Raw genomic sequence first — 19711 nt, forward strand, 5'->3', positions numbered from 1 at the left:
CCCGACCCAGGAGTCACCCATGACCACCCCGACCGGGACCACCGCCTCGGTGGCCCGCACCCTGACCCTGATCGACAAGGACGCCGCGCGCGGCTCCTCGTGCTCCCCCGACCTGACCCGCGGCCCCTGGGCGTTCGACGCCGGCCTGCCCGCCTACGGCCCCGGCGCATCGCAGGACGACGCCGTCCCGGCCGACGCCCCCGTGCAGGGCCGCATCCCCGAGGAGTACCAGCGGGCCTCCGACGAGGAGCTCCACGCCCGGATCAGCGCCGCGCGGCAGACGCTCGGCGAACGCGTCGTCGTGCTGGGCCACTTCTACCAGCGCGACGAGGTCGTCCAGCACGCCGACTTCGTGGGCGACTCCTTCCAGCTCGCGCGGGCCTCCCAGGGCCGGCCCGAGGCGGAGGCGATCGTGTTCTGCGGCGTGCACTTCATGGCGGAGACCGCGGACCTTCTCTCCACCCCGGACCAGGCCGTCATCCTGCCCAACCTCGCCGCCGGCTGCTCCATGGCGGACATGGCCGACCTGGACTCGGTCGAGGACGCGTGGGAGCAGCTCGAGGCGGTCTACGGCACCGAGCCGGACGACGACGGGCGCGTGCCCCTGCTGCCCGTGACCTACATGAACTCCTCCGCGGCCCTCAAGGGCTTCGTCGGCGAGCGCGGCGGCATCGTGTGCACGTCCTCCAACGCCTCGGCCGTGCTGGACTGGGCGTTCGAGCGTGCCCAACGCGTCCTGTTCTTCCCGGACCAGCACCTGGGCCGGAACACGGGCCGCGCCAGGGGGATCCCACTCGAGCAGATGCCGACGTGGAACCCCCGCCTGCCGCTGGGCGGGAACTCCGAGGACGCCCTGCGGGACGCGAAGGTCCTGCTGTGGCACGGCTTCTGCTCGGTGCACCGCCGCTTCACCGTGGCGCAGATCGAACAGGCCCGCGCCGAGCACCCGGACGTCCAGGTGATCGTGCACCCCGAGTGCCCCCTGCCCGTGGTGGAGGCCGCGGACTCCTCCGGGTCCACCGACTTCATCGTCAAGGCGATCCAAGCGGCGCCGGCCGGCTCGACCTTCGCGATCGGCACCGAGATCAACCTCGTGCAGCGCCTGGCCGCCCAGCACCCCGAGCACACGATCTTCTGCCTCGACCCCGTGATCTGCCCGTGCTCCACCATGTACCGCATCCACCCCGGCTACCTCGCGTGGGTGCTCGAGGAGCTCGTGGCCGGCCGCGTGGTCAACCGGATCACCGTGCCTGCGTCCGTCGCCGAGCCGGCCCGCACCGCGCTCGAGCGGATGCTGGCCGTCGCGCCGAAGCAGTCGGCCGCGCAGTCCGCCGGGGCCGGGACGTGACCCCGGCCGACCGCGCCCCGGCGACGCCGGCCCCGCAGCCGGACGTGGAGCGGATCGTGGCCGCCGCGCTCGCCGAGGACGCGCCCTGGGGTGATGTCTCCTCGGAGGCCTTCGTCCCGGAGCAGGCCCGGATCACCGCGCGCGTGGTGGCCCGCGAGCCCGGGGTGCTCTCCGGCACGAACGCCCTCGAGGCCGCCTTCCGGCTCGTCGACCCGGCCGTGTCCGTCACCCTGCACCTGGCCGACGGCGCCGACCTGTCCCCCGGCGCCGTCGTCGCCGAGGTCGCGGGCCCCGCCCGCTCGGTGCTGCGCGCCGAGCGCGTGGCGCTGAACCTCGTCCAGCGCCTGTCCGGGATCGCCACGACGACGGCCGCCCACGTGGCCGCCGTGCGCGCCGGCGGCGGGCACGCGCGGGTGGTGGACACCCGCAAGACCACCCCGGGTCTGCGCGTGCTCGAACGGCAGGCGGTGCGGGACGGAGGCGGGCACAACCACCGCTTCAGCCTCTCGGATGCCGTGATGCTCAAGGACAACCACCTGGCCGCGCTGGGGTTCGGCAGTGCCGGCGACCCGGGCGAGGCCCTCACCGCGGCCCTGCGCGCCGGGATGGCCCGCCTGCCGCACACCACCCACGTGGAGGTGGAGGTCGACCGGCTCGAGCAGATCCCGGCGGTGCTCGCCGCCGGGGTCGACACGATCATGCTGGACAACTTCTCGCCGGCCGAGCTGCGGGCCGGCGTCGAGCGCGTGGCGGGCCGCGCCGTCGTCGAGGCCTCCGGCGGGGTGAGCCTCGAGACGATCGGGGCGATCGCGGCCACGGGCGTGGACGTGATCTCGGTGGGAGCGCTGACCCATACCGTCCAGTCCCTGGACCTGGGCCTGGACGCCGTGGTCGAGGAGGTCTCGCCGCGCCGATGAGCACCACCCTCGACCTGGACCACGCGGCCACCGCGCCCGTCCGGCGCAGCGCGCTGGAGGCGATGTGGCCCGCCCTCACCGGCGTCTACGGCAACCCGTCCTCGGCGCACGAGGCCGGCCGGGCGGCGGCGGCCCTGCTCGAGGACGCCCGCGCGCGGGTGGCCTGCGCGATCGGCGCCCGGGCCGGGCAGGTCGTGTTCACCTCGGGCGGCACGGAGGCCGACGCGCTCGCCGTGCTCGGCACGGTGCGCGCCCGGATCCTCGCCGGACGCCCGGCGGGCCACGTGCTGACCACGGGGATCGAGCACAGCGCGGTGCGGCAGTCCTGTGACCAGCTGGCCCGGCTGCACGGCGTCGAGGTCGAGCACCTCGCGCTGGACCGTGACGGCCTGACCTCGGCGGACGACCTCGCCGCCCGCCTGCGCCCGGACACCGCGCTGGTCAGCGTGCACCTGGCCCACAACGAGGTGGGCACGGTGCAGCCGGTGGCCGAGCTGGCCGCCGTCGCCCGGGAGGCGGGCGTGCCGCTGCACGTGGACGCGGTGCAGGCCGCGGGGCAGATCCCGGTGGACGTGCGCGCCCTCGGGGCGGATCTCGTGGCGCTGTCCGGGCACAAGGTCGGCGGGCCCAAGGGGGTCGGCGCGCTGTGGGTGCGCCCGGGTCACGCCCTGGAACCGCTCGTGCCCGGTGGCGGCCAGGAGCGGGGCCGGCGGTCCGGGACGCAGAACGTGGCCGGTGCCGCCGGGTTCGCGGCGGCCTTCGAGGAGGCCGAGGCGGAGCGCGCCGCGGCCGCGGACGCGTGGTCCGGGCTGCGGGACCGGTTCGCGGCGCGCGTGCTCGACGGCGTCCGGGAGCTCGTGCCCGACGCGCGGCTGACCGGCCATCCCGCGCGGCGGCTGCCGCGTCACGCCTCGTTCGCGCTGCCCGGCGTGAACGGCGAGTCGGTGCTGGAGGAGGCGGCCCGCCGGGGCGTGCTGGCCTCGGCGGGGTCCGCGTGCTCGGCCCACGACGCCGAGCCGTCCCCGGCCCTGCTCGCGCTGGGCCTCAGCGAGGACGAGGCCCGCACGGCCCTGCGCTGCACATTCGGCCCGGACGCCGACGCCCCGCTGCTCGACGCCGCCGCGGACGCGATCGTCGACGCCGTCCGGACGGTCAGCGCCCTGCGCTGAGCGGCCCCGGGCCGGTCGACCCCGATGCCGCCGGGGGCCGGCGTCGGAGGTTCACCCGGCGGTCAGCCCGACGCCACATGTCCCTCGCCTGCGTGCCCCACCCTGGCCCCGTGAAGCAGACCACCGCACCCCTGTCCCACTCCGCCTCCCGCCGTTCGGTGCTCGCCGCAGCGTCCGCCGCCGTGCTCGCCCCCGCCGCCCTCGCCGGCCCCGCCGCCGCCCGTCCGGCCCGCCACACCCCCGGTGGCCTGGTCGCGTCCCGTCTGACGCTGCCGTCCGGCGTCGCCACCGGCGATGTCACCTCGAACTCGGCCGTGCTGTGGGCGCGCTCGTCCGGCCGTTCGCGCCTGCACGCCACGCTGCGCGCGGTCGACGAGGACGGGAAGGTGCTGCGCGGCCGCTTCGCTCGCGGGCTGACCCTGCGCTCCGGCTGGGTCGACGGGGCCACCGACCACACCGCGAAGATCCTCGCGGACACGCTGCCCTCCGACACCCGCTTCGAGGTGACGTACGCGTTCGAGGACGAGGCCGGCCGCCTGGGCGAGTCGGCCGTGGCCCGCTTCACGACGGCGCCCGGCGCGCGGTTCGGCCGGAAGACCTCCGCCGCCCAGTCCTTCGTGTGGACCGCGGACACCGCGGGGCAGGGCTACGGCATCAACCCGGAGATCGGCGGCATGCGCGGCTACGCGGCGATGCACGCCACGAAGCCCGACTTCTTCCTGCACTCAGGCGACACGATCTACGCGGACAACCCCATCCCGGAGACCCTCGAGGTGGCCGGCGAGCCCACCTGGCGCAACCTCGTCACGGAGGAGACGTCCAAGGTCGCCGAGACACTGAACGAGTTCCGCGGCCGCCACCGCTACAACATGATGGACGACAACCTCCGCGCCCTGTACGCGGACGTCCCCGTCATCGCCCAGTGGGACGACCACGAGACGACCAACAACTGGTGGCCGGGCGAGGTCCTCGAAGACCCGCGCTACACCCAGGTCCGTGACGTGGACACGCTGGCCGCCCGCGCCCGCCGCGCGTGGCAGGAGTACATGCCGATCGCCGACTCGACGGCCCTGCGCCGCGGCTCGGGCTTCGAACCCGCCCGCATCTACCGCAGGATCCCCCGCGGCGCGACACTCGACGTGTTCGCCCTGGACATGCGCACCCACAAGGGCGAGAACACCCCGGGGCTCGAGACCCACGAGACCCCGATCCTGGGTGAGGAGCAGCTGCAGTGGCTCATCCGCGGGCTGCGGGCGTCGACCGCCACGTGGAAGGTCATCGCCAACGACCTGCCTCTGGGCCTGGTCGTCCCCGACGGCACGGGGCAGGAGTCCCTGTCCAACGGCGACGACGGCGCCCCGCTGGGCCGCGAGCTGGAGATCGCCCGCCTCCTGAAGGCGATCAAGGACCACGGCGTGAAGAACGTCGTGTTCCTCACCGGCGACGTCCACTACTGCGCGGCGCACCACTACTCCCCCGACCGCGCGGCGTTCACAGACTTCGAGCCGTTCTGGGAGTTCGTGGCCGGCCCCATCAACGCCGGATCGTTCGGCCCGAACACGCTGGACGGCACCTTCGGCCCGCGCCTGGACTTCGAGGCGCACGGCCCGGTCATGGGCTCGCCGCGCTCCGGTGAGCACCAGTACTTCGGCCACGTCGAGATCCCCGAGGACGGCCGCGAGTTCCGGGTGCGTCTGATCAACGCCGCCGGCCGGACGGTCTACTCGCGCACGCTGACGGCGGCCTGATCCGCCGTGCCGCGCGGCGTCGGCGGACCGTCAGTCGGTGATCAGGCCCTCCTCGCGGAGCCAGTCCCACGCGACCTGGGTGGGCTCCTCGCCGTCGACGTCCACCCGGGCGTTCAGGCGCGCGGCCGTCGCGTTGTCCAGGCGTGCGGTCACGGGTGCCAGCAGGTCGGCGATCTCGGGGTGCTGGGCCAGGACCTCCTCGCGCACGATGGGGGCCGCGTTGTACTTGGGGAAGAAGCTCAGCGGGTCCTGCAGGGTCGTCAGGTCCAGCGCGGCGATCCGCCCGTCCGTGGAGTACGCCTCCCCGAAGGTGCACGACCCGTCCGCCACCGCGGCGAACACCGCCCCGATGTCCATCTGGCGCAGCCGGGATCCGGTGGGCCGTTCGATCCCGTAGGCCTCGAGCATGGGCAGGAACCCGTCGTTGCGGGCGGCGAACTCGGCGCTCACGCAGAAGGACTGCTCCTCGGTGGGGAGGTCCTTGATGTCCGCGAGCGTCTCCAGGCCGAGCTCCTCCGCCCGGTCCTGGCGCACGGAGAGGGTGTAGGTGTTGTCGAGTTCGGCAGGCGGCAGCCACACCAGGCCCTGCTGCGCGTCCTCGTCCCGGACCGCGGCCCACTGCGCCTGGGCGTCCGGGATCGGATCGGTGTGGCCCAGGTACGTGATCCAGGCCGTCCCCGTGTAGTCCCACTCGACGTCCACGACGCCTGCGACCTGGGCCTGGCGCGCACTGAGCGAACCCGGCATGTTGGTCAAATCCTCGACGTCGGCCCCCGCGGAGCGCAGCAGGATCGCGGTGATCTTGCCGAGCACGACGCCCTCGTTGAAGTTCTTGGAGCCCACCGCCACGTGGGCGCCCTCGAGGTCGATCCCGGCGACGTCGCCGGCGGGCGTGCCCGAGGGCAGGTAGCCGCCGGCGGTGCTCAGCCCGCACCCGGACAGGACCAGGGAGGCCGCCAGGCCGAGCGCGGCGAGCGCGGCACGAGCGGGGGTCCGGCCGCGGCGGCGGGACGGGAGGGTCGCGCGCGGGGTGGTCATGCGAGCCCCCTCGGCGTGGCCAGCGTCTCGACGAGGCGGCCGATCCACTCGATCATCAGGGCGAGGGCGGCCACGAGGATCGCCCCCGAGACGAGCAGCGGGAAGCGGAACAGGACGATCCCGGTCTGGATGAGCAGGCCGAGGCCGCCGGCGTCGATGAACGTCGCGAACGCCCCGGTGCCCACCAGCAGCACCAGGGCGGTCCGCAGACCCGCCATGATCACGGGCAGGGCCAAGGGCAGCTCCACCCGGAGCAGGGTCTGCAGCGGCGACATGCCCATGCCGCGGGCCGCCTCGACGACGGTGGGGTCGACACCCCGCAGCCCGGCCAGCGTGTTGGCCAGCACGGGCAGGAACGCGTAGAGGGACAGGGCCAGGACGGCGACCCGGAAGCCGAACCCCCACGCCATGGCGAGCAGGACGATCACGCCGATCACGGGAGCGGCCTGGCCGGCGTTGGCCAGCCCCATGGCGACGGGGGTGAACCGCCGGGCGGCGGGGCGGCTCAGCAGCACGCCGAGCGGGACGGCCGTCGCCACGACCAGAACGGTGGACACGCCGACGAGGGCCAGGTGCTCGGCGGTGAGGCGCAGGACGGTGGGCCAGGTCAGCAGCCGGGCCTCGACGTCGTCGAGGGCGGCTCCGCGCACCCAGACGGTCCACCCGATCAGCAGGGCGGCCACGAGCAGCGGCAGGCCGATCAGGAGCAGGCGGTCCTCGGCGGAGGCCGCACGCAGCCGGGCGATCATGGCCGAGCCTGCTCGTCGCTGGCGCGGGCGTGCGCGCGCAGTGTCGGATAGTCGAGCAGACCGATGACCGTGCCATCACGGACCACGGCGATCTCCTCCGTCGGGGCCATGACCAGCGCGGCGAGGGCCTCGCTGATCGGGGTGGCCGCGTCGAGCACGGGCTCGCCCGGCAGCGTGCCCGTCGGGTGCTGTGCGATCGGGCGCAGCGGCAGCGAGTCGACCGACCGCAGCCCCAGCCGCTTGAGCCCCGCCCCCGACCCCACGAAGTCGGCCACGAACTCGGTGGCCGGCCGAGCCAGGACCTCTTCGGGGGTGGCGTACTGGGCCACGTGCGCGCCGGGTTCGAGCACCAGGATCCGGTCGCCCAGGAGCACGGCCTCGTCCACGTCGTGGGTGACCATCACGATGGTCTTGCCCACCCTGGCCTGGATGTCGAGCATCTCCTTCTGCAGGCGCTGGCGGGTGAGGGGGTCCACGGCGCCGAAGGGCTCGTCCATGAGCAGCACGGGTGGATCCGCCGCGAGGCCCCGCGCCACGCCGACGCGCTGCTGCTGTCCGCCGGACAGCTCGCGCGGGAAACGGTCTCGGTAGATCGCCGGGTCCAGGCCGACGAGGTCGAGCAGCTCGTCCACGCGGTCGGCGATGCGCCGGCGGTCCCACTTGAGCAGGCGCGGCACCAGGCCGACGTTCTCGGCGACGGACAGGTGGGGCATCATCCCGCCACCCTGCACGACGTAGCCGATCTGACGGCGCAGCCGGGTGGGGTCGCGGCGTGTGATGTCCTCCCCACCGATCAGGATCCGCCCGGAGGTGGGCTCGATGAGGCGGTTGATCATCTTCAGCGAGGTGGTCTTGCCGCAGCCGGACGGGCCGACGAACACCACGGTCTCCCCCGCGGGGATGATGAGGTCCAGGGCGTCCACGGCGGGACGGTCCTGCCCCGGATAGAGCTTCGTCAGGGACTCGAGACGGATCTCGGCCCCGGCGTCACGGTCGGTGCTCATGCGCGCAGTCCCTTCGAGATGGTGAGCCGGCCGAGCAGCACGAGCAGCCCGTCCAGGACGAGGGCGACGACGACGATGCCGAGGGTGCCCACGAGGGCGTAGTTCAACGCGTTGGCGCCGCCCAGGGAGACCAGCCCCGTGAAGATGTACGAGCCCAGTCCGGGCCCCAGGACGTAGGCCGCGACCGCGGCCACGCCCATGCCGAGCTGGCCCGCGACCCGGATGCCGGTGAGGATCACGGGCCAGGCCAGCGGGAGACGCACCCGGGTGAACAGCGCCACCGGCCCCATGCCCATCCCCCGGGCGGCCTCCAGCACCTCCGGGTCCACGCCGCGCAGACCCACGAGCGCGTTGCGGAGGATGGGCAGCAGGGCATAGAAGACCACCACCACGACGGCGGGGACGGTCCCGATGCCCACCAGGGGGATCAGGACGCCGATGAGCGCGAAGGAGGGCAGGGTCAGCCCGACGGCCGTGAAGGCGTTCGCGATCGGGGTCAGGGCCTTGATCCGCGTGGCGATCACGGCCAGCGCGATGGCGAGCACGGTGGCGATGGCCAGCGCCTGCAGCACGAGCCACCCGTGCTGCCACGCCCGGAAGAGGATGTCGGGCCAGCGTGAGGCGAGGAACTCGCTCATGCGGCCTCCACGCCGGCAGCGCACCCCTGGGCGGCCCGGGCGTCTGCGGGGCGGGGCAGGACCGTCATCGTCGTCTCCTTCGGTCCGGGTGGGTCGGGCGTGCTCTTGCACGCTCCCCGAGATGGTGGCGCTCCCTGTGTTCTGCGCCACGAAGGGGGTCACCGGCACCGCCAAGGATGGCCTACCGACCGGGCGACGGGCAGGACGGCCTGCGCTAGCGTGTCGGCCATGTCTCGCTCCCACTCCGATGCCCTCGACGCGTCCGGCCCCGACTCCGGGGGCGCCGTCGCCGTGCCCCGCCGCCGCTTCGGCCTGCTGCCCCGCATCCTCGTCGCGATCGTGGCCGGCGTCCTCGTCGGCCTGGTCGCGCCGACCTGGCTCGTGCAGGCCTTCGCCACCTTCAACGGGCTGTTCTCGAACTTCCTGGGTTTCATCGTCCCGGTGCTGATCCTGGCGCTCGTCGCCCCCGCGATCGGCGACATCGGCCGGGGCGCGGGGAAGCTGCTGGCCCTGACCGGCGGCATCGCCTACGGCTCCACCCTGGTCGGCGGCTTCGGCGCCCTGCTGGTCTGCCTGCTCGTCTTCCCGCTGATCCTCACGCCCGGGTCCTTCGAGGGGATGGCCAACCCTGAGGACGCGCTGCTCGGCCCGCTGTTCGAGGTGCAGATGGACCCGCCCTTCGGCGTGATGACGGCCCTGCTGCTCGCGTTCGTGCTCGGCATCGGCCTGACGATGCTGCCGCGCGGCGCCCTGCACGAGAGCTTCGACCAGCTGCGATCGATCATCGAGCGGGTCGTCATGGGCCTGATCGTGCCGCTGCTGCCCGTCTACATCTTCGGCGTGTTCCTGAACATGACCGCCGCCGGCGAGGTCTTCAAGGTCATCACCACGTTCCTCGGCGTGATCCTGCTGGTCTTCGGCCTCACCGTGGTGCTGCTGCTCCTCCAGTACGTCGTCGCGGGCACGATCGCGGGCCGCAACCCGTTCACGGCACTGAAGACGATGCTGCCGGCCTACGCGACGGCCCTGGGCACCTCGTCCTCGGCGGCGACCATCCCGGTGACCCTGCGCCAGACCCTGCTGCTCGGCGTGCGCCGGCCGATCGCCTCGTTCGTCGTGCCGCTGTGCGCGACGATCCACCTGGCCGGCTCCACCGTGAAGATCGTCTCGTTCTCCATCGCGGTGCTGTTCCTCTCGGGCCAGTCGATCGACGTCCCGGTGTTCGTGGGCTTCATCTTCATGCTGGGCGTCACCATGATCGCGGCGCCCGGCGTGCCCGGCGGCGCGATCGTGGCGGCCTCGGGCCTGCTGACCTCGATGCTCGGCTTCACCGAGCCGCAGGTCGCGCTCATGGTCGCCACGTACATCGCCATCGACTCCTTCGGCACCGCCACCAACGTGACCGGCGACGCCGCCATCGCGATGATCGTCGACAAGATCGCCGGAGACCGTCTCATCGAGGACTCCGAGGACGAGGGCCTGGAGCGCCTCGACGACGAGGGGGCCGCGACCGGCGCCGACGCCGGCTGACCCGCCCCGCACACACCACGGCCCCCTCCCTGTCTGCAGCTCAGGGAGGGGGCCGTCGTCGGGACGGGCGGTGTCAGCCGCGCAGATCCCGCTCCGCCTCGGCGCGCACCGCGCGCCGCTGCCCCGGGGAACGCACGACGACGTCGCTCATCTCCTCGAGCGTCTTGCCCTTGGTCTCGGGGACGAAGGCCGCCACGAAGGCCAGGGACAGCGCCGCCATGACCGCGTACAGACCGTAGGCGAGGGTCAGGCCGATGTCCGCCAACCACGGGAACGTGGTGGAGACGGTGAAGTTCGCCGCCCACTGCGCGGCGGCGGCCACGGCGAGCGCGCCGGCGCGGATGCGGTTCGGGAACATCTCGCCCAGCAGCACCCAGACCAGCGGACCCCAGGTGGCGCCGAAGAACACCACGAAGGCGTTCGCGGCCACCAGCGCCACCGTGGACCACGGCTGCGGCAGGGAGACGGACTCGGCGCCGCCGGTCTGCGCGAAGGAGAAGGCCAGTGCCATCAGGCCGAGGCTGACCGTCATGCCGGCGGAGCCGGCGATCAGCATGGGGCGACGGCCGACGCGGTCCACCAGGGCGATCGCGATGAGGGTGACGGCGATGTTCGTGACCGAGGTGATCACGGTGACCGTGAGGGCGTCCGACTCCCCGAAGCCCACCGAACGCCACAGGGTGGTGGAGTAGTAGAAGATCACGTTGATGCCCACGGCCTGCTGGAAGACGGAGAGCAGGATGCCGATCCACACGATCGGCTGCAGGCCCGCCGACGGTCCGCGCAGGTCCGCCAGCGACTCGCGGCGCTCCGAGTCCAGCGAGCGCCGGATGTCCTCGATCATCAGGTTCACCCGGTCCACACCGGTGAACTCGTGCAGGACCTCGGCCGCCTCGTCCGTGCGGCCGCGGGCGACCAGGTAGCGCGGGGACTCCGGCAGCTTCAGGGCGAACAGGCCGTACAGCACCGCCGGGACGGCCTCGGCCAGGAACATCCAGCGCCAGGCGTCGACGCCGAGCCAGAACGGCTGCGCCGCTCCCCCGGCCATCGTCGCGAAGAGCGCGTCCGTGAGGAGCGCGGCGAAGATGCCGAGGACGATCGCCAGCTGCTGGAGCGAGCCGAGGCGACCGCGCACATGGGCCGGGCTGACCTCCGCGATGTACGCCGGAGCGATCACGGACGCGGCGCCCACGCCCAGGCCGCCGACCACGCGCCAGAAGATCAGGTCGACCACGCCGAACGCCAGGCCCGAGCCGATGGCGGAGACCAGGAACAGGATCGCGGCGATCACCATCACGGGCACGCGGCCGCGGCGGTTGGCGATCGGCCCGGCGAACCAGGCGCCGAGCGCGCAGCCGATCAGCGCCGAGGAGACGGCGAAGCCCGTCAGACCGGCGCCGAGGCCGAACTCCCCGGCGAGGGCGTCCACGGCACCGTTGATGACAGAGGTGTCGAAGCCGAACAGGAAACCGCCGAGCGCGGCGGCGACCGAGATGCCGACCACCTTGGCGTTGAGGCGAGACGTCGCGGCGCCGCCGGACCGGGTCGCTGTCATGGTGGGTCCTCTCTGGGTGGCGCCCGACGGCCCGCTGCGCGCCGGTGCGTCCGCACAGTGTGTTCTCCGCTCAGCGAGCGTGCAAGTCGCACAGCCCTTCTCCCCGCCCCCCGAGGAGGCGGCGGGACATCAGGGGGAACCGTGCCCGCTGCGCCCGCCGTGGTCGCCGCCGTGCCGGGAGGTCTGCCGCACAGGGCTGCGGCAGACGGCGCCTCGGGTCACGGGGCAGAATGAGGGCCATGTTCGTCGTCCTGGGCCCCGCCCCCGCCTCCGTCGGCAGCCCCGGCGCCTGGTGGGCCCTGGACGGGGAAGGCGACGGCGCCTCTCCCCTGGGATCCTGCGCCGCCGGGTCCGTGGCCGGGCTCGTGGCCGGTCTGCCCGCCCGCCTGGGCGTGGACCCGAGCACGGTCCGCTGGGTGCTCGCCGACGTCGGGACGGAGTACGCCGCCTGGCTGGTGGCGGGGGTGCGGGTGGATCGGTGCTGGGACCTGGCCCTCGTCCAGCGGATCCTGCGGCACGCGGCAACGGCGCCGGGCAGCGGGGTGCGTTACACGCCCGTGGCGCAGCTCGAGGTCGCCGACCCGACGGAGCCCGTGCGCCCGGCGCGGGTGCCCGCCGGTCAGGAGTCCTTCTTCGACCTGCCGGACGAGGCCGGCCCCGCTCCGGACGTCACCGTGCTCGCGGCGGAGCTGGCCGCGCAGCGGGCGGCCGTCGAGGGCTCGGCCCACCCGCACCGGCTGCGGCTGCTCGCGGCGGCGGAGTCGCAGGGCGCACTCGTGGCCGCAGAGATCCGGGCGGCGGGTCTGCCGTGGGACCGGGGCGTGCACGAGGCGCTCCTCGCCGAGCAGCTCGGCCCCCGGCCTGCACCGGGCGAGCGTCCCGCCCGCCTGCAGACCCTGGCCGAACGCATCGCCGACGTCCTGGGCTCCCCCGGGCTGAGCCCCGACTCGCAGCCGAGCCTGCTGCGGGCGCTGCAGACGGCGGGCGTGGCCGTGGAGTCCACACGGCAGTGGGACCTGAAGCACTGGATCGACGCCGGCGGCGCGGAACGCGAGGCGCGGGCCGCGCTGCTCGCGCCGCTGCTGGAGTACAAGGCCCTGGCCCGGCTGTGGACGGCCAACGGCTGGCACTGGCTGGACCAGTGGATCGGCGACGACGGCCGGTTCCACGCCGCCTACCTGGTCGGCGGCGTGGTGACCGGGCGGTGGGCCGCCCACGGCGGTGGGGCCATGCAGGTCCCGGCCGGGGTGCGCGACGCCGTCCGCGCAGACCCCGGGTGGACGCTGACCGTGGCCGACGCCTCCCAGGTGGAGCCGCGCATCCTCGCCGCGATGGCCGCCGACGAGGCGCTGGCCCGTGCCGGGACCACGCCCGACCTGTACCGGGAGGTGGCGGAGCAGGGCCGGGCGGCCGGCACCGCGCTGGCCGACCGCGGGCGCGCGAAGATCGCCCTGCTGGGTGCGATGTACGGCTCGACGACGGGCGACTCCGCGGCGCTCATGCCGCACCTGCGCCGGCTCTACCCCCGAGCGATCGGCCTGCTCGAGCGGGCGGCCTCCGTCGGCGAGGGAGGCGGCCAGGTGTCCACGTGGCTGGGCCGCTGGTCCCCCGCGCCGGGGCGGAAGTGGCAGGAGTCCGTGTCCGACGTCGGCACCCAGGCCGCCGAGTCCGCGGCCCGGCGACGGCGGCGCTCCCAGGGCCGCTTCACCCGGAACTTCGTGGTGCAGGGCACCGCGGCCGAGTGGGCGCTGTGCTGGATGGGCGAGATCCGCCGTCGACTGCGCTCGGCCGGCATGCGCACGGAACTCGTGTTCTTCGTCCACGACGAGGTCGTCCTGCACGGCCCGGCCACGGAGGTCGAGGCCGTGCGGACGGTCGTGGCGGAGTCCGCGAGCGCCGCCGGCCGCCTGCTGTTCGGTCCCGCCCCCGTGGACTTCCCGCTCACCGTCTCCAGCGTGGGGTCGTACGCGGACGCGAAGTGAGCGACGGGGCGGCAGGGCGACGGTCGCGGTCATGGCCTCCGTGCGCCGCACCGGGCCGAGGACCCTCGGACCTGGCACGATGCGGGACGAGGGCCGATCCTGGAGAGCGCCCGAGACACCCTTGTGAAGGAGACCGCATGCCCGTCGCCCCGCGTCCGTCCGACGGCGCCGCGTCCTCGGTCTTCACCCCGCACCAGCAGCGCATCCTCGCGGTGCTCCTCATCCCGATCTTCATGTCCCTGCTGGCCGTGTCCAGCATCAACGTGGCCCTGCCCGCCCTGCAGCGGGGCCTGGACGCCAGTGACGCGGAGCTGCAGTGGGCCATCTCCGGCTACACCCTCGTGTTCGGCATGGTGCTCGTGCCGGCGGGCCGGGCGGGTGACCTCTTCGGACGACGCCGGCTGTTCATGGTGGGCCTCGGCGTGTTCGCGCTCGGTGCGCTCCTGTCCGGCCTGGCGCCCACGGGCGTCCTGCTCGTGCTCGCGCGCCTGGTCATGGGCGTGGGCGCGGGCCTGCTCAACCCGCAGGTCACCGGCTTCATCCAAAGCGAGTTCTCCGGCACCTCCCGCGCCCGGGCGTTCGGGGCGCTCGGTGCCGTCGTCGGGGTGTCCGTGGCGGTGGGGCCGCTGCTCAGCGGCGGGCTCATCGCGTGGCTCGGCGGCGACCTCGGCTGGCGCGCGACCTTCCTGGTGAACGTGCCGATCGCCCTCGGCGCCCTCGTCGTGGCCCGCCACTGGCTGCCGCGCACCGCCCCCGAGCGGGCGCGGCGCCCGGACCTGGACCCGGTCGGCGTCGTCCTGCTGGCCGGCGCCCTCGTGGCCGTCATGCTCCCGTTCCTGGACCGTGAGCTCGGGCCGTGGCGGTTCGTGCTCGTGCCCGTCGGCATCGGCCTGGCCGCCCTCTGGACACGCTGGGAGGCCCGCTACGCCCGACGGGGCCGCGCCCCGATGGTGGACCTGCGCCTGTTCCAGACCCGCAGCTTCGCGTGCGGCGCCCTGCTGATCGCCATCTACTTCACCGGCTCGACCAGCATGTTCGTGGTGATCGCCATGTTCATGCAGAACGGGCTGGGCTACCCGGCGCTGCACGCCGCACTCATCGGCCTTCCCTCGGCGGTCATGTCGAGCGTGATGTCCACCGTGGCCGGTCGCGTGGTGCTGCGCACGGGCCGGAAGATCGTCGTCCTCGGCATCGCGCTGGCGCTGCTCGCCGTCGTGGGCTCCATCGGGGTGGCGTGGGCCAACCGGGAGTTCGGCCTGAGCCCGTGGTGGCTGCTGCTCACCCTCGCCATCTTGGGTGCCGGGCAGGGGCTGGTGGTCTCCCCCAACCAGACCCTCAGCCTGGCCGAGGTCCCGCCGCGGCACTCCGGCACGGCCGGCGGCGTCCTGCAGACCGGCCAGCGCGTCGGCACGGCCGTCGGCACCGCCGTGATCGTGGGGGTGTTCCTGGGCGTCGCCTCCGGTGCCGACTGGGACGGGGCGTTCATGGCCGCCTTCACCCTGGTGGCGGGGTGCATGGCGCTCGCGCTCCTCGTCGCACTCGCGGACCTGCGCGGACCACGGACGGCGGCGCCCCGTGGCTGAGCCCCGCCCCGGCGACGTGCGCGTCACCCCCGGCCCCGGCGCACCCCGCGGGCTGGTCATCCCCGCGGGCGAACTCGTCGAGCGCTTCTCCCACGCCTCCGGCCCGGGCGGTCAAGGCGTGAACACGGCGGACTCGCGGGTCCAGCTCAGTCTGGACCTGGCGGCCACCTCCGCCCTCGACGACGTCCAGCGCGCCCGCGTCCTCGCACGGCTGGCGCCCCGGCTGGCCGGCACGGTGCTCACCGTCAGCGTGGCGGAGCACCGGGCCCAGCGGCGCAACCGGGTGGCCGCCCGCGAGCGGCTCGCGGCGCTGCTGCGCGAGGCCCTGGCCCCGCCGACGCCGCGGCGGGCTACCAAGCCGACGCGCGGCTCTCGGCGGCGCCGCCTGGAGGCCAAACACCGTCGCTCCGAGGTGAAGCGCACGCGCCGCCGCCCCGGCCTCGACTGAGGCCGCTCGCCCGCCGGCCGCGCGGGCTCAGACGCGGGTGTTCTGCGATTCCGGGGCCAGGGGCGCGTGGGCGGGGTTGGACAGGGAGAGCACGACGGCGGCCACGCGCGGGTGTTCGAGGAGGGCGTCCTCCACGCGCTGGAGCAGGACCGCGGCCTCGCTCTCCCGCTCGTCCCCGGCCAGGTCCACGGCCCCGACGACGAAGAGCTTCTCCGGGCCGACGTACTCGAGGTGCAGGTAGCTCACGGAGAGCACCTCGGGCCGCTCCAGCAGCCAGCGCAGCACCCGGGTCCGGATCACCGGGTCGGCGACCTCGCCGACGAGGAACGCCATGTTCCGCGAGAGCAGGAAGATCGCGACGACCCCGAGCAGCACGCCCACGAGGATCGAGCCGGCGGCGTCCCACCGGGGGTCCCCGGTGAGCTGGTGCAGGGCGAGGGCGGCGGCCGCGATGGCCAGGCCGATCAGGGCCGAGGCGTCCTCCACCCACACGGCGCGCAGGGTGGGGTCCGAGGTCTGGCGCAGGAACGTGGCATCGCTGATGTGCCGCCGCTCCGCGTCGCGGCGGACGCGCCGATGCGCGTTCAGGAACGAGATGCCCTCGAGCACGAACGCGACGGCGAGCACGATGTACGCGATCGTGTACTCCGCCTCCTCCTCGGGGGCGGACCAGGCCGTGATCCCGTGCCAGACCGAGACCGCCGAGCCCACCGCGAACAGGCCGAAGGCCGCGACCATCGACCACACGTAGGCCGCGCGCCCGTAGCCCAGCGGGTGCCGCGCGTCGGGGGCTCGGCCGGCCCGACGCTCCGCCAGCAGCAGGAAGACCTCATTGCCGGCGTCGGCCCAGGAGTGCGCGGCCTCCGCCACCATCGCGGCTGAGCCGGTGACCGCGCCCACGATCGACTTGACGACGGCGATCACCGCGTTCACGCCGAGGGCGATCAGGACGGTCAGCAGGCTCTCGCCGCCGGTCTCGGCGGCGGGCGGGGCGACGGCGGGCGGGGTACGGGTCATCCCCCGAGTCTGCCCCTGCAGGCGGGTGCCGGGCCAGGCTCGCCATGTCCGGGTCCGCCGGTCCGGGAGCGCGAGATGGGGTCCACGCGGATCGGCGTCGCCGAGCCCGTGAGGTCTCCGCGTGCGCGGCCTAGCTGTAGGAGGGCATGACGGATTCTCCCCTGCACCTCGACCGCCCCGACGCCCCCCGCATCATCGTGCTCGGCGCGACGGGCTACGCCGGATCCCTCGTCGTGGACGCCCTCGTGGCCCAGGGCGCACGGCCCGTGCTGGCGGGCCGGAACCGGGACTCGCTCCAGCACGCGGCGAGGCGGCACGACGGGCTGGAGGTCGCCGTCGCCGACGCCGGGGACCCCGCCTCGCTGAGGGCCCTGGTCACGGAGGGCGATGTGCTGGTCTCCACGGTCGGCCCCTTCGAACGCTACGGCCGACCGGTCGCCCGCGCCGCCGCGGAGCGGGGCGCGCACTACGTGGACTCGACCGGTGAGGTCGGCTTCGTGAAGGACCTCAAGGCGGACCTGGACGCCACCGCCCGACGCACGGGCGCCACCCTGCTGCCCGCCCTCGGCTTCGACTACGCGCCGGGCATGCTCGCGGGCGGGCTCGCGCTGGCGCAGGCCGGTGGACGCGCACGGTCCCTGCAGATCGGCTACTTCGCCGACGGCGAGCTGGACCCGCGCGTCGACCTCAGCCACGGGACGCGCCAGACGATGGTGGACGCCCTCACCGAGCGGACGATCACGTGGCGCGGCGGGCGGCTGGCGACGACGGGCCCGGCCAGCCGGTCGGCCGTCTTCCGGGTCGACGGGCAGGACCGCCGCGGCGTGCTGTTCGGCGGCACGGAGTCCCTGTTCCTGCCGCGGATGCAGCCCGGCCTGGATGAGGTCGAGGTCTTCAACGGCTGGTTCCCGGCCCGGCCCACGCAGATCGGCGCCGCCGCCCTCGGCGCGGTGGGGTGGCTCCCCGGCGTCGCCCGCGGCGTGCAGGCCCTGCTGCGGCCCTTGGCCGGGGACCCGGGTGGCCCCGACGCCGCAGACCGGGCCCGCACGGGCTCCCGGGTCGGGGCGATCGCGCGCGACGCCGCCGGCCGCGTCGTCGCGGACGTGCACCTGCGCGGCCCCAACGCCTACACGTTGACCGGGGACCTCATGGCCTGGGGCGCCCGGCAGCTCGCCGCAGGCCGGGCCCTCGAGGCCGGCGTCGTCAGCCCGATCCAGGCGTTCGGCCTCGACGACTTCGAGACGGCCTGCGCCGCGGTCGGCCTGGTGCGGGCATGATCCCGACGACTGACCCCGCCCGTGGCCCTCAGCGGGGGCGACGCCGCGGGCGGCTGATCCAGGCCAGATAGGCGCTGCCGCCGGTCAGGGCGGCGCCGCCGGCGGCCACCACCGGCCCGGCGAAGCGGCCGAGCCGGTCCTTGTACGCCACGAGCACGTTCGTGCCGCCGGTGATCATCGCGGCCACCACCATGGCGGCCACCACCCGGTCGCCCGTCCGCTCGAGGCGCGTCACGAGCGGCTCGAGCTCGCTCGCGCGGACGGTGACGTCGATCCCGCCGTCGTCGATGCGTTCCATCACCTTGCGGGCGTACTCCGGCAGGTCGATGCCGAGCTCGGCCGCCGCGATCGTGGCCCGGCCGATCCGGCCCGCCACCCGCCGGGGGTCGAGGTGCTCCCCCACGAGGCGCAGGGCGAACGGGTCGAGCACGCGGGTGTAGTCGAAGCCGGGGTGCAGGCGGCGGCCGATGCCGTCCACGATGATCAGCATCCGCAGCAGCTGCACGAGCTCGGGCGGCAGGGACAGCCGGTGGCGCCGCACCAGGGCGAAGATCTCCGAGATCAGCTGCGCCACGCGGATGTCCTCGAGCTCGCGCCCCTCGAGGCGGCCGACGATCCGGGCCACCTCCAGCCGGAGCCGACGGCGGTCCACCGGGCCGCGCGGCGGGGCGATGTCCAGCAGGGCCCGCACCAGCCCGTCGGTGTCCTGCCGGGCCAGCGCCATGGCCAGGCCCGCGAACCGGCGTCGAAGGGACGGGGAGATCCGCCCCACGGAGCCGAAGTCGATGAACCCGACGGTCCCGTCCGGCTCGATGAACAGGTTGCCCGGGTGCGGGTCCGCATGGAACACGCCGTGCTCGAACACCATGGCCAGCAGCACGTCGGCGGCCCGGTACGCCAGCTCCTCCCGGTCGATGCCGGCGGCGTCGAGTCCGGCCAGGTCGTCCACGCGCAGCCCGGAGAGCTCCTGCATGGTCAGCACGCGCGAGGTGGTCAGGTCCCACTCGATCCACGGGAACCGCACGCCCGGGGTGTCCCGGAAGCCGGCGGCGATCTCCTCGCAGGCCCGCGCCTCCACCACGTAGTCGAGCTCGGCGCGCAGCGAGCGGTCGAACTCGTCCACCATGGCCGGCACGTCCAGGTCGGCGAAGGTCCGTGAGGCCCGCGACCACGTGGCCGCCAGCGTCCGCAGGATCTCCAGGTCCGCCTGGACCTGCTCCACCACACCGGGCTTGCGGACCTTCACGACGACGGCGCGCCCGTCATGCAGGCGCGCGCGGTGGGCCTGACCGATGGAGGCGGTGGCCAGGGGCGCCCGGTCGAACCAGGCGAACAGGGTGTCGACGTCGGCGCCGAGGTCCTCCTCGACCGTCCGGGCGACGGCCTCGAAGGGCACCGCCGACGTGCTGTCCGTGAGGCGGGCGAACGCCGCGCAGTAGGCCTCGGGGAACACGTCCGGGCGCGCCGAGATCAGCTGCCCGAGCTTCACGAAGGTGACGCCCAGCTCCTCGAACGTGCGCACGAACAGCTCGGGGCGGGCCTCGGCGTCGATGCCCAGGTGCGGCTCCCCCTCCTCGAGGGGCAGCCACCGGGAGAGCCCGGCCTGCACGGCCGTGGCCATGAGGCCGTTGCGGGCCATGACGTGGGCGATCTCGCGGTAGCGCTGCAGGTGGAGGGCCATGACGCCCACGCTACCGACCGCGCGGAG

16 protein-coding genes are annotated in these 19711 nt (G+C 74.3%); 9 read left to right on the plus strand and 7 right to left on the minus strand.

All coding sequences use genetic code 11. The annotated features are described in order from the left end of the window. Window positions 1–19 precede the first annotated feature (19 nt). The 4 genes from nadA (at window position 20) to B1A86_RS07885 (ending at window position 5182) form a co-directional block, all read left to right on the plus strand. On the plus strand, window positions 20–1348 hold the full coding sequence (nadA, locus tag B1A86_RS07870; RefSeq protein WP_078025869.1) for a quinolinate synthase NadA: 1329 nt from the start codon (window positions 20–22) through the stop codon (window positions 1346–1348). Next, window positions 1345–2265: a carboxylating nicotinate-nucleotide diphosphorylase gene (nadC, locus tag B1A86_RS07875; RefSeq protein ID WP_078025870.1), complete on the plus strand. Its 921-nt coding sequence runs from the start codon at window positions 1345–1347 to the stop codon at window positions 2263–2265. Before nadA ends, nadC begins: the two co-directional genes overlap by 4 nt. After that, window positions 2262–3434, plus strand: a complete 1173-nt coding sequence (locus tag B1A86_RS07880; protein ID WP_078025871.1) for a cysteine desulfurase family protein — start codon at window positions 2262–2264, stop codon at window positions 3432–3434. Before nadC ends, B1A86_RS07880 begins: the two co-directional genes overlap by 4 nt. A 110-nt stretch (window positions 3435–3544) precedes the next feature. Next, window positions 3545–5182 carry an alkaline phosphatase gene (locus tag B1A86_RS07885; RefSeq protein WP_078025961.1) on the plus strand — a complete coding sequence of 546 codons (1638 nt, stop codon included), beginning with the start codon at window positions 3545–3547 and terminating at the stop codon, window positions 5180–5182. 30 nt (window positions 5183–5212) lie between these two features. On the opposite strand, the gene B1A86_RS07890 is transcribed toward B1A86_RS07885, so the two are convergent. Genes B1A86_RS07890 through B1A86_RS07905 form a run of 4 tightly spaced genes read right to left on the minus strand, consistent with a single transcriptional unit; the run spans window position 5213 to window position 8611 of the window. Continuing rightward, entirely contained in the window at window positions 5213–6220 is a 1008-nt protein-coding gene (locus B1A86_RS07890) for a glycine betaine ABC transporter substrate-binding protein (protein ID WP_036338724.1), read from the minus strand. Continuing rightward, complete coding sequence (locus tag B1A86_RS07895) at window positions 6217–6969, minus strand: ABC transporter permease (RefSeq protein WP_036316433.1); 753 nt, start codon at window positions 6967–6969, stop codon at window positions 6217–6219. Before B1A86_RS07895 ends, B1A86_RS07890 begins: the two co-directional genes overlap by 4 nt. Continuing rightward, window positions 6966–7973, minus strand: coding sequence for an ABC transporter ATP-binding protein (locus B1A86_RS07900; RefSeq protein ID WP_036338721.1), 1008 nt, complete (start codon window positions 7971–7973; stop codon window positions 6966–6968). The genes B1A86_RS07895 and B1A86_RS07900 overlap by 4 nt, the downstream gene beginning before the upstream one ends. After that, window positions 7970–8611 (minus strand): ABC transporter permease, encoded by a 642-nt coding sequence (locus B1A86_RS07905; RefSeq protein WP_002855197.1) that lies wholly within the window; start codon window positions 8609–8611, stop codon window positions 7970–7972. The genes B1A86_RS07900 and B1A86_RS07905 overlap by 4 nt, the downstream gene beginning before the upstream one ends. A 228-nt stretch (window positions 8612–8839) precedes the next feature. On the opposite strand from B1A86_RS07905, the gene B1A86_RS07910 reads away from it, so the two are divergent. Further along, window positions 8840–10141, plus strand: a complete 1302-nt coding sequence (locus tag B1A86_RS07910) for a dicarboxylate/amino acid:cation symporter (RefSeq protein WP_078025872.1) — start codon at window positions 8840–8842, stop codon at window positions 10139–10141. 73 nt (window positions 10142–10214) lie between these two features. On the opposite strand, the gene B1A86_RS07915 is transcribed toward B1A86_RS07910, so the two are convergent. After that, the gene (locus B1A86_RS07915) at window positions 10215–11696 is read right to left on the minus strand and encodes a sugar porter family MFS transporter (RefSeq protein ID WP_078025873.1); all 1482 of its coding nucleotides are present in this window, start codon (window positions 11694–11696) and stop codon (window positions 10215–10217) included. Window positions 11697–11935: 239 nt separating this feature from the next. Between B1A86_RS07915 and B1A86_RS07920 the strand changes: the two genes are divergently transcribed. From B1A86_RS07920 to arfB, 3 genes are all read left to right on the plus strand, one after another. Next, a complete protein-coding gene (locus B1A86_RS07920) occupies window positions 11936–13678 on the plus strand; it encodes a bifunctional 3'-5' exonuclease/DNA polymerase (RefSeq protein WP_078025874.1) in 1743 nt (580 codons plus the stop codon). A gap of 137 nt (window positions 13679–13815) precedes the next feature. Continuing rightward, the gene (locus B1A86_RS07925) at window positions 13816–15261 is read left to right on the plus strand and encodes an MFS transporter (RefSeq protein ID WP_078025875.1); all 1446 of its coding nucleotides are present in this window, start codon (window positions 13816–13818) and stop codon (window positions 15259–15261) included. Further along, window positions 15254–15709 carry an alternative ribosome rescue aminoacyl-tRNA hydrolase ArfB gene (gene arfB / locus B1A86_RS07930; protein ID WP_036338705.1) on the plus strand — a complete coding sequence of 152 codons (456 nt, stop codon included), beginning with the start codon at window positions 15254–15256 and terminating at the stop codon, window positions 15707–15709. The genes B1A86_RS07925 and arfB overlap by 8 nt, the downstream gene beginning before the upstream one ends. Before the next feature lie 27 nt (window positions 15710–15736). On the opposite strand, the gene B1A86_RS07935 is transcribed toward arfB, so the two are convergent. Beyond that, window positions 15737–16726, minus strand: coding sequence for a cation diffusion facilitator family transporter (locus tag B1A86_RS07935; protein ID WP_036338702.1), 990 nt, complete (start codon window positions 16724–16726; stop codon window positions 15737–15739). Between the two features lie 146 nt (window positions 16727–16872). Here B1A86_RS07935 and B1A86_RS07940 point away from each other — a divergent pair, with 146 nt between their 5' ends. Continuing rightward, window positions 16873–18003, plus strand: coding sequence for a trans-acting enoyl reductase family protein (locus B1A86_RS07940; RefSeq protein ID WP_036338699.1), 1131 nt, complete (start codon window positions 16873–16875; stop codon window positions 18001–18003). Window positions 18004–18031: 28 nt separating this feature from the next. Here B1A86_RS07940 and B1A86_RS07945 read toward each other — a convergent pair whose 3' ends face one another. Further along, entirely contained in the window at window positions 18032–19684 is a 1653-nt protein-coding gene (locus B1A86_RS07945; protein ID WP_036338696.1) for an AarF/ABC1/UbiB kinase family protein, read from the minus strand. Between the last annotated feature and the right edge of the window lie 27 nt (window positions 19685–19711).

It is taken from the genome of Micrococcus sp. KBS0714 (assembly GCF_002008305.4).
In the GTDB taxonomy this organism is placed as follows: Bacteria; Actinomycetota; Actinomycetes; order Actinomycetales; family Micrococcaceae; genus Micrococcus; species Micrococcus luteus.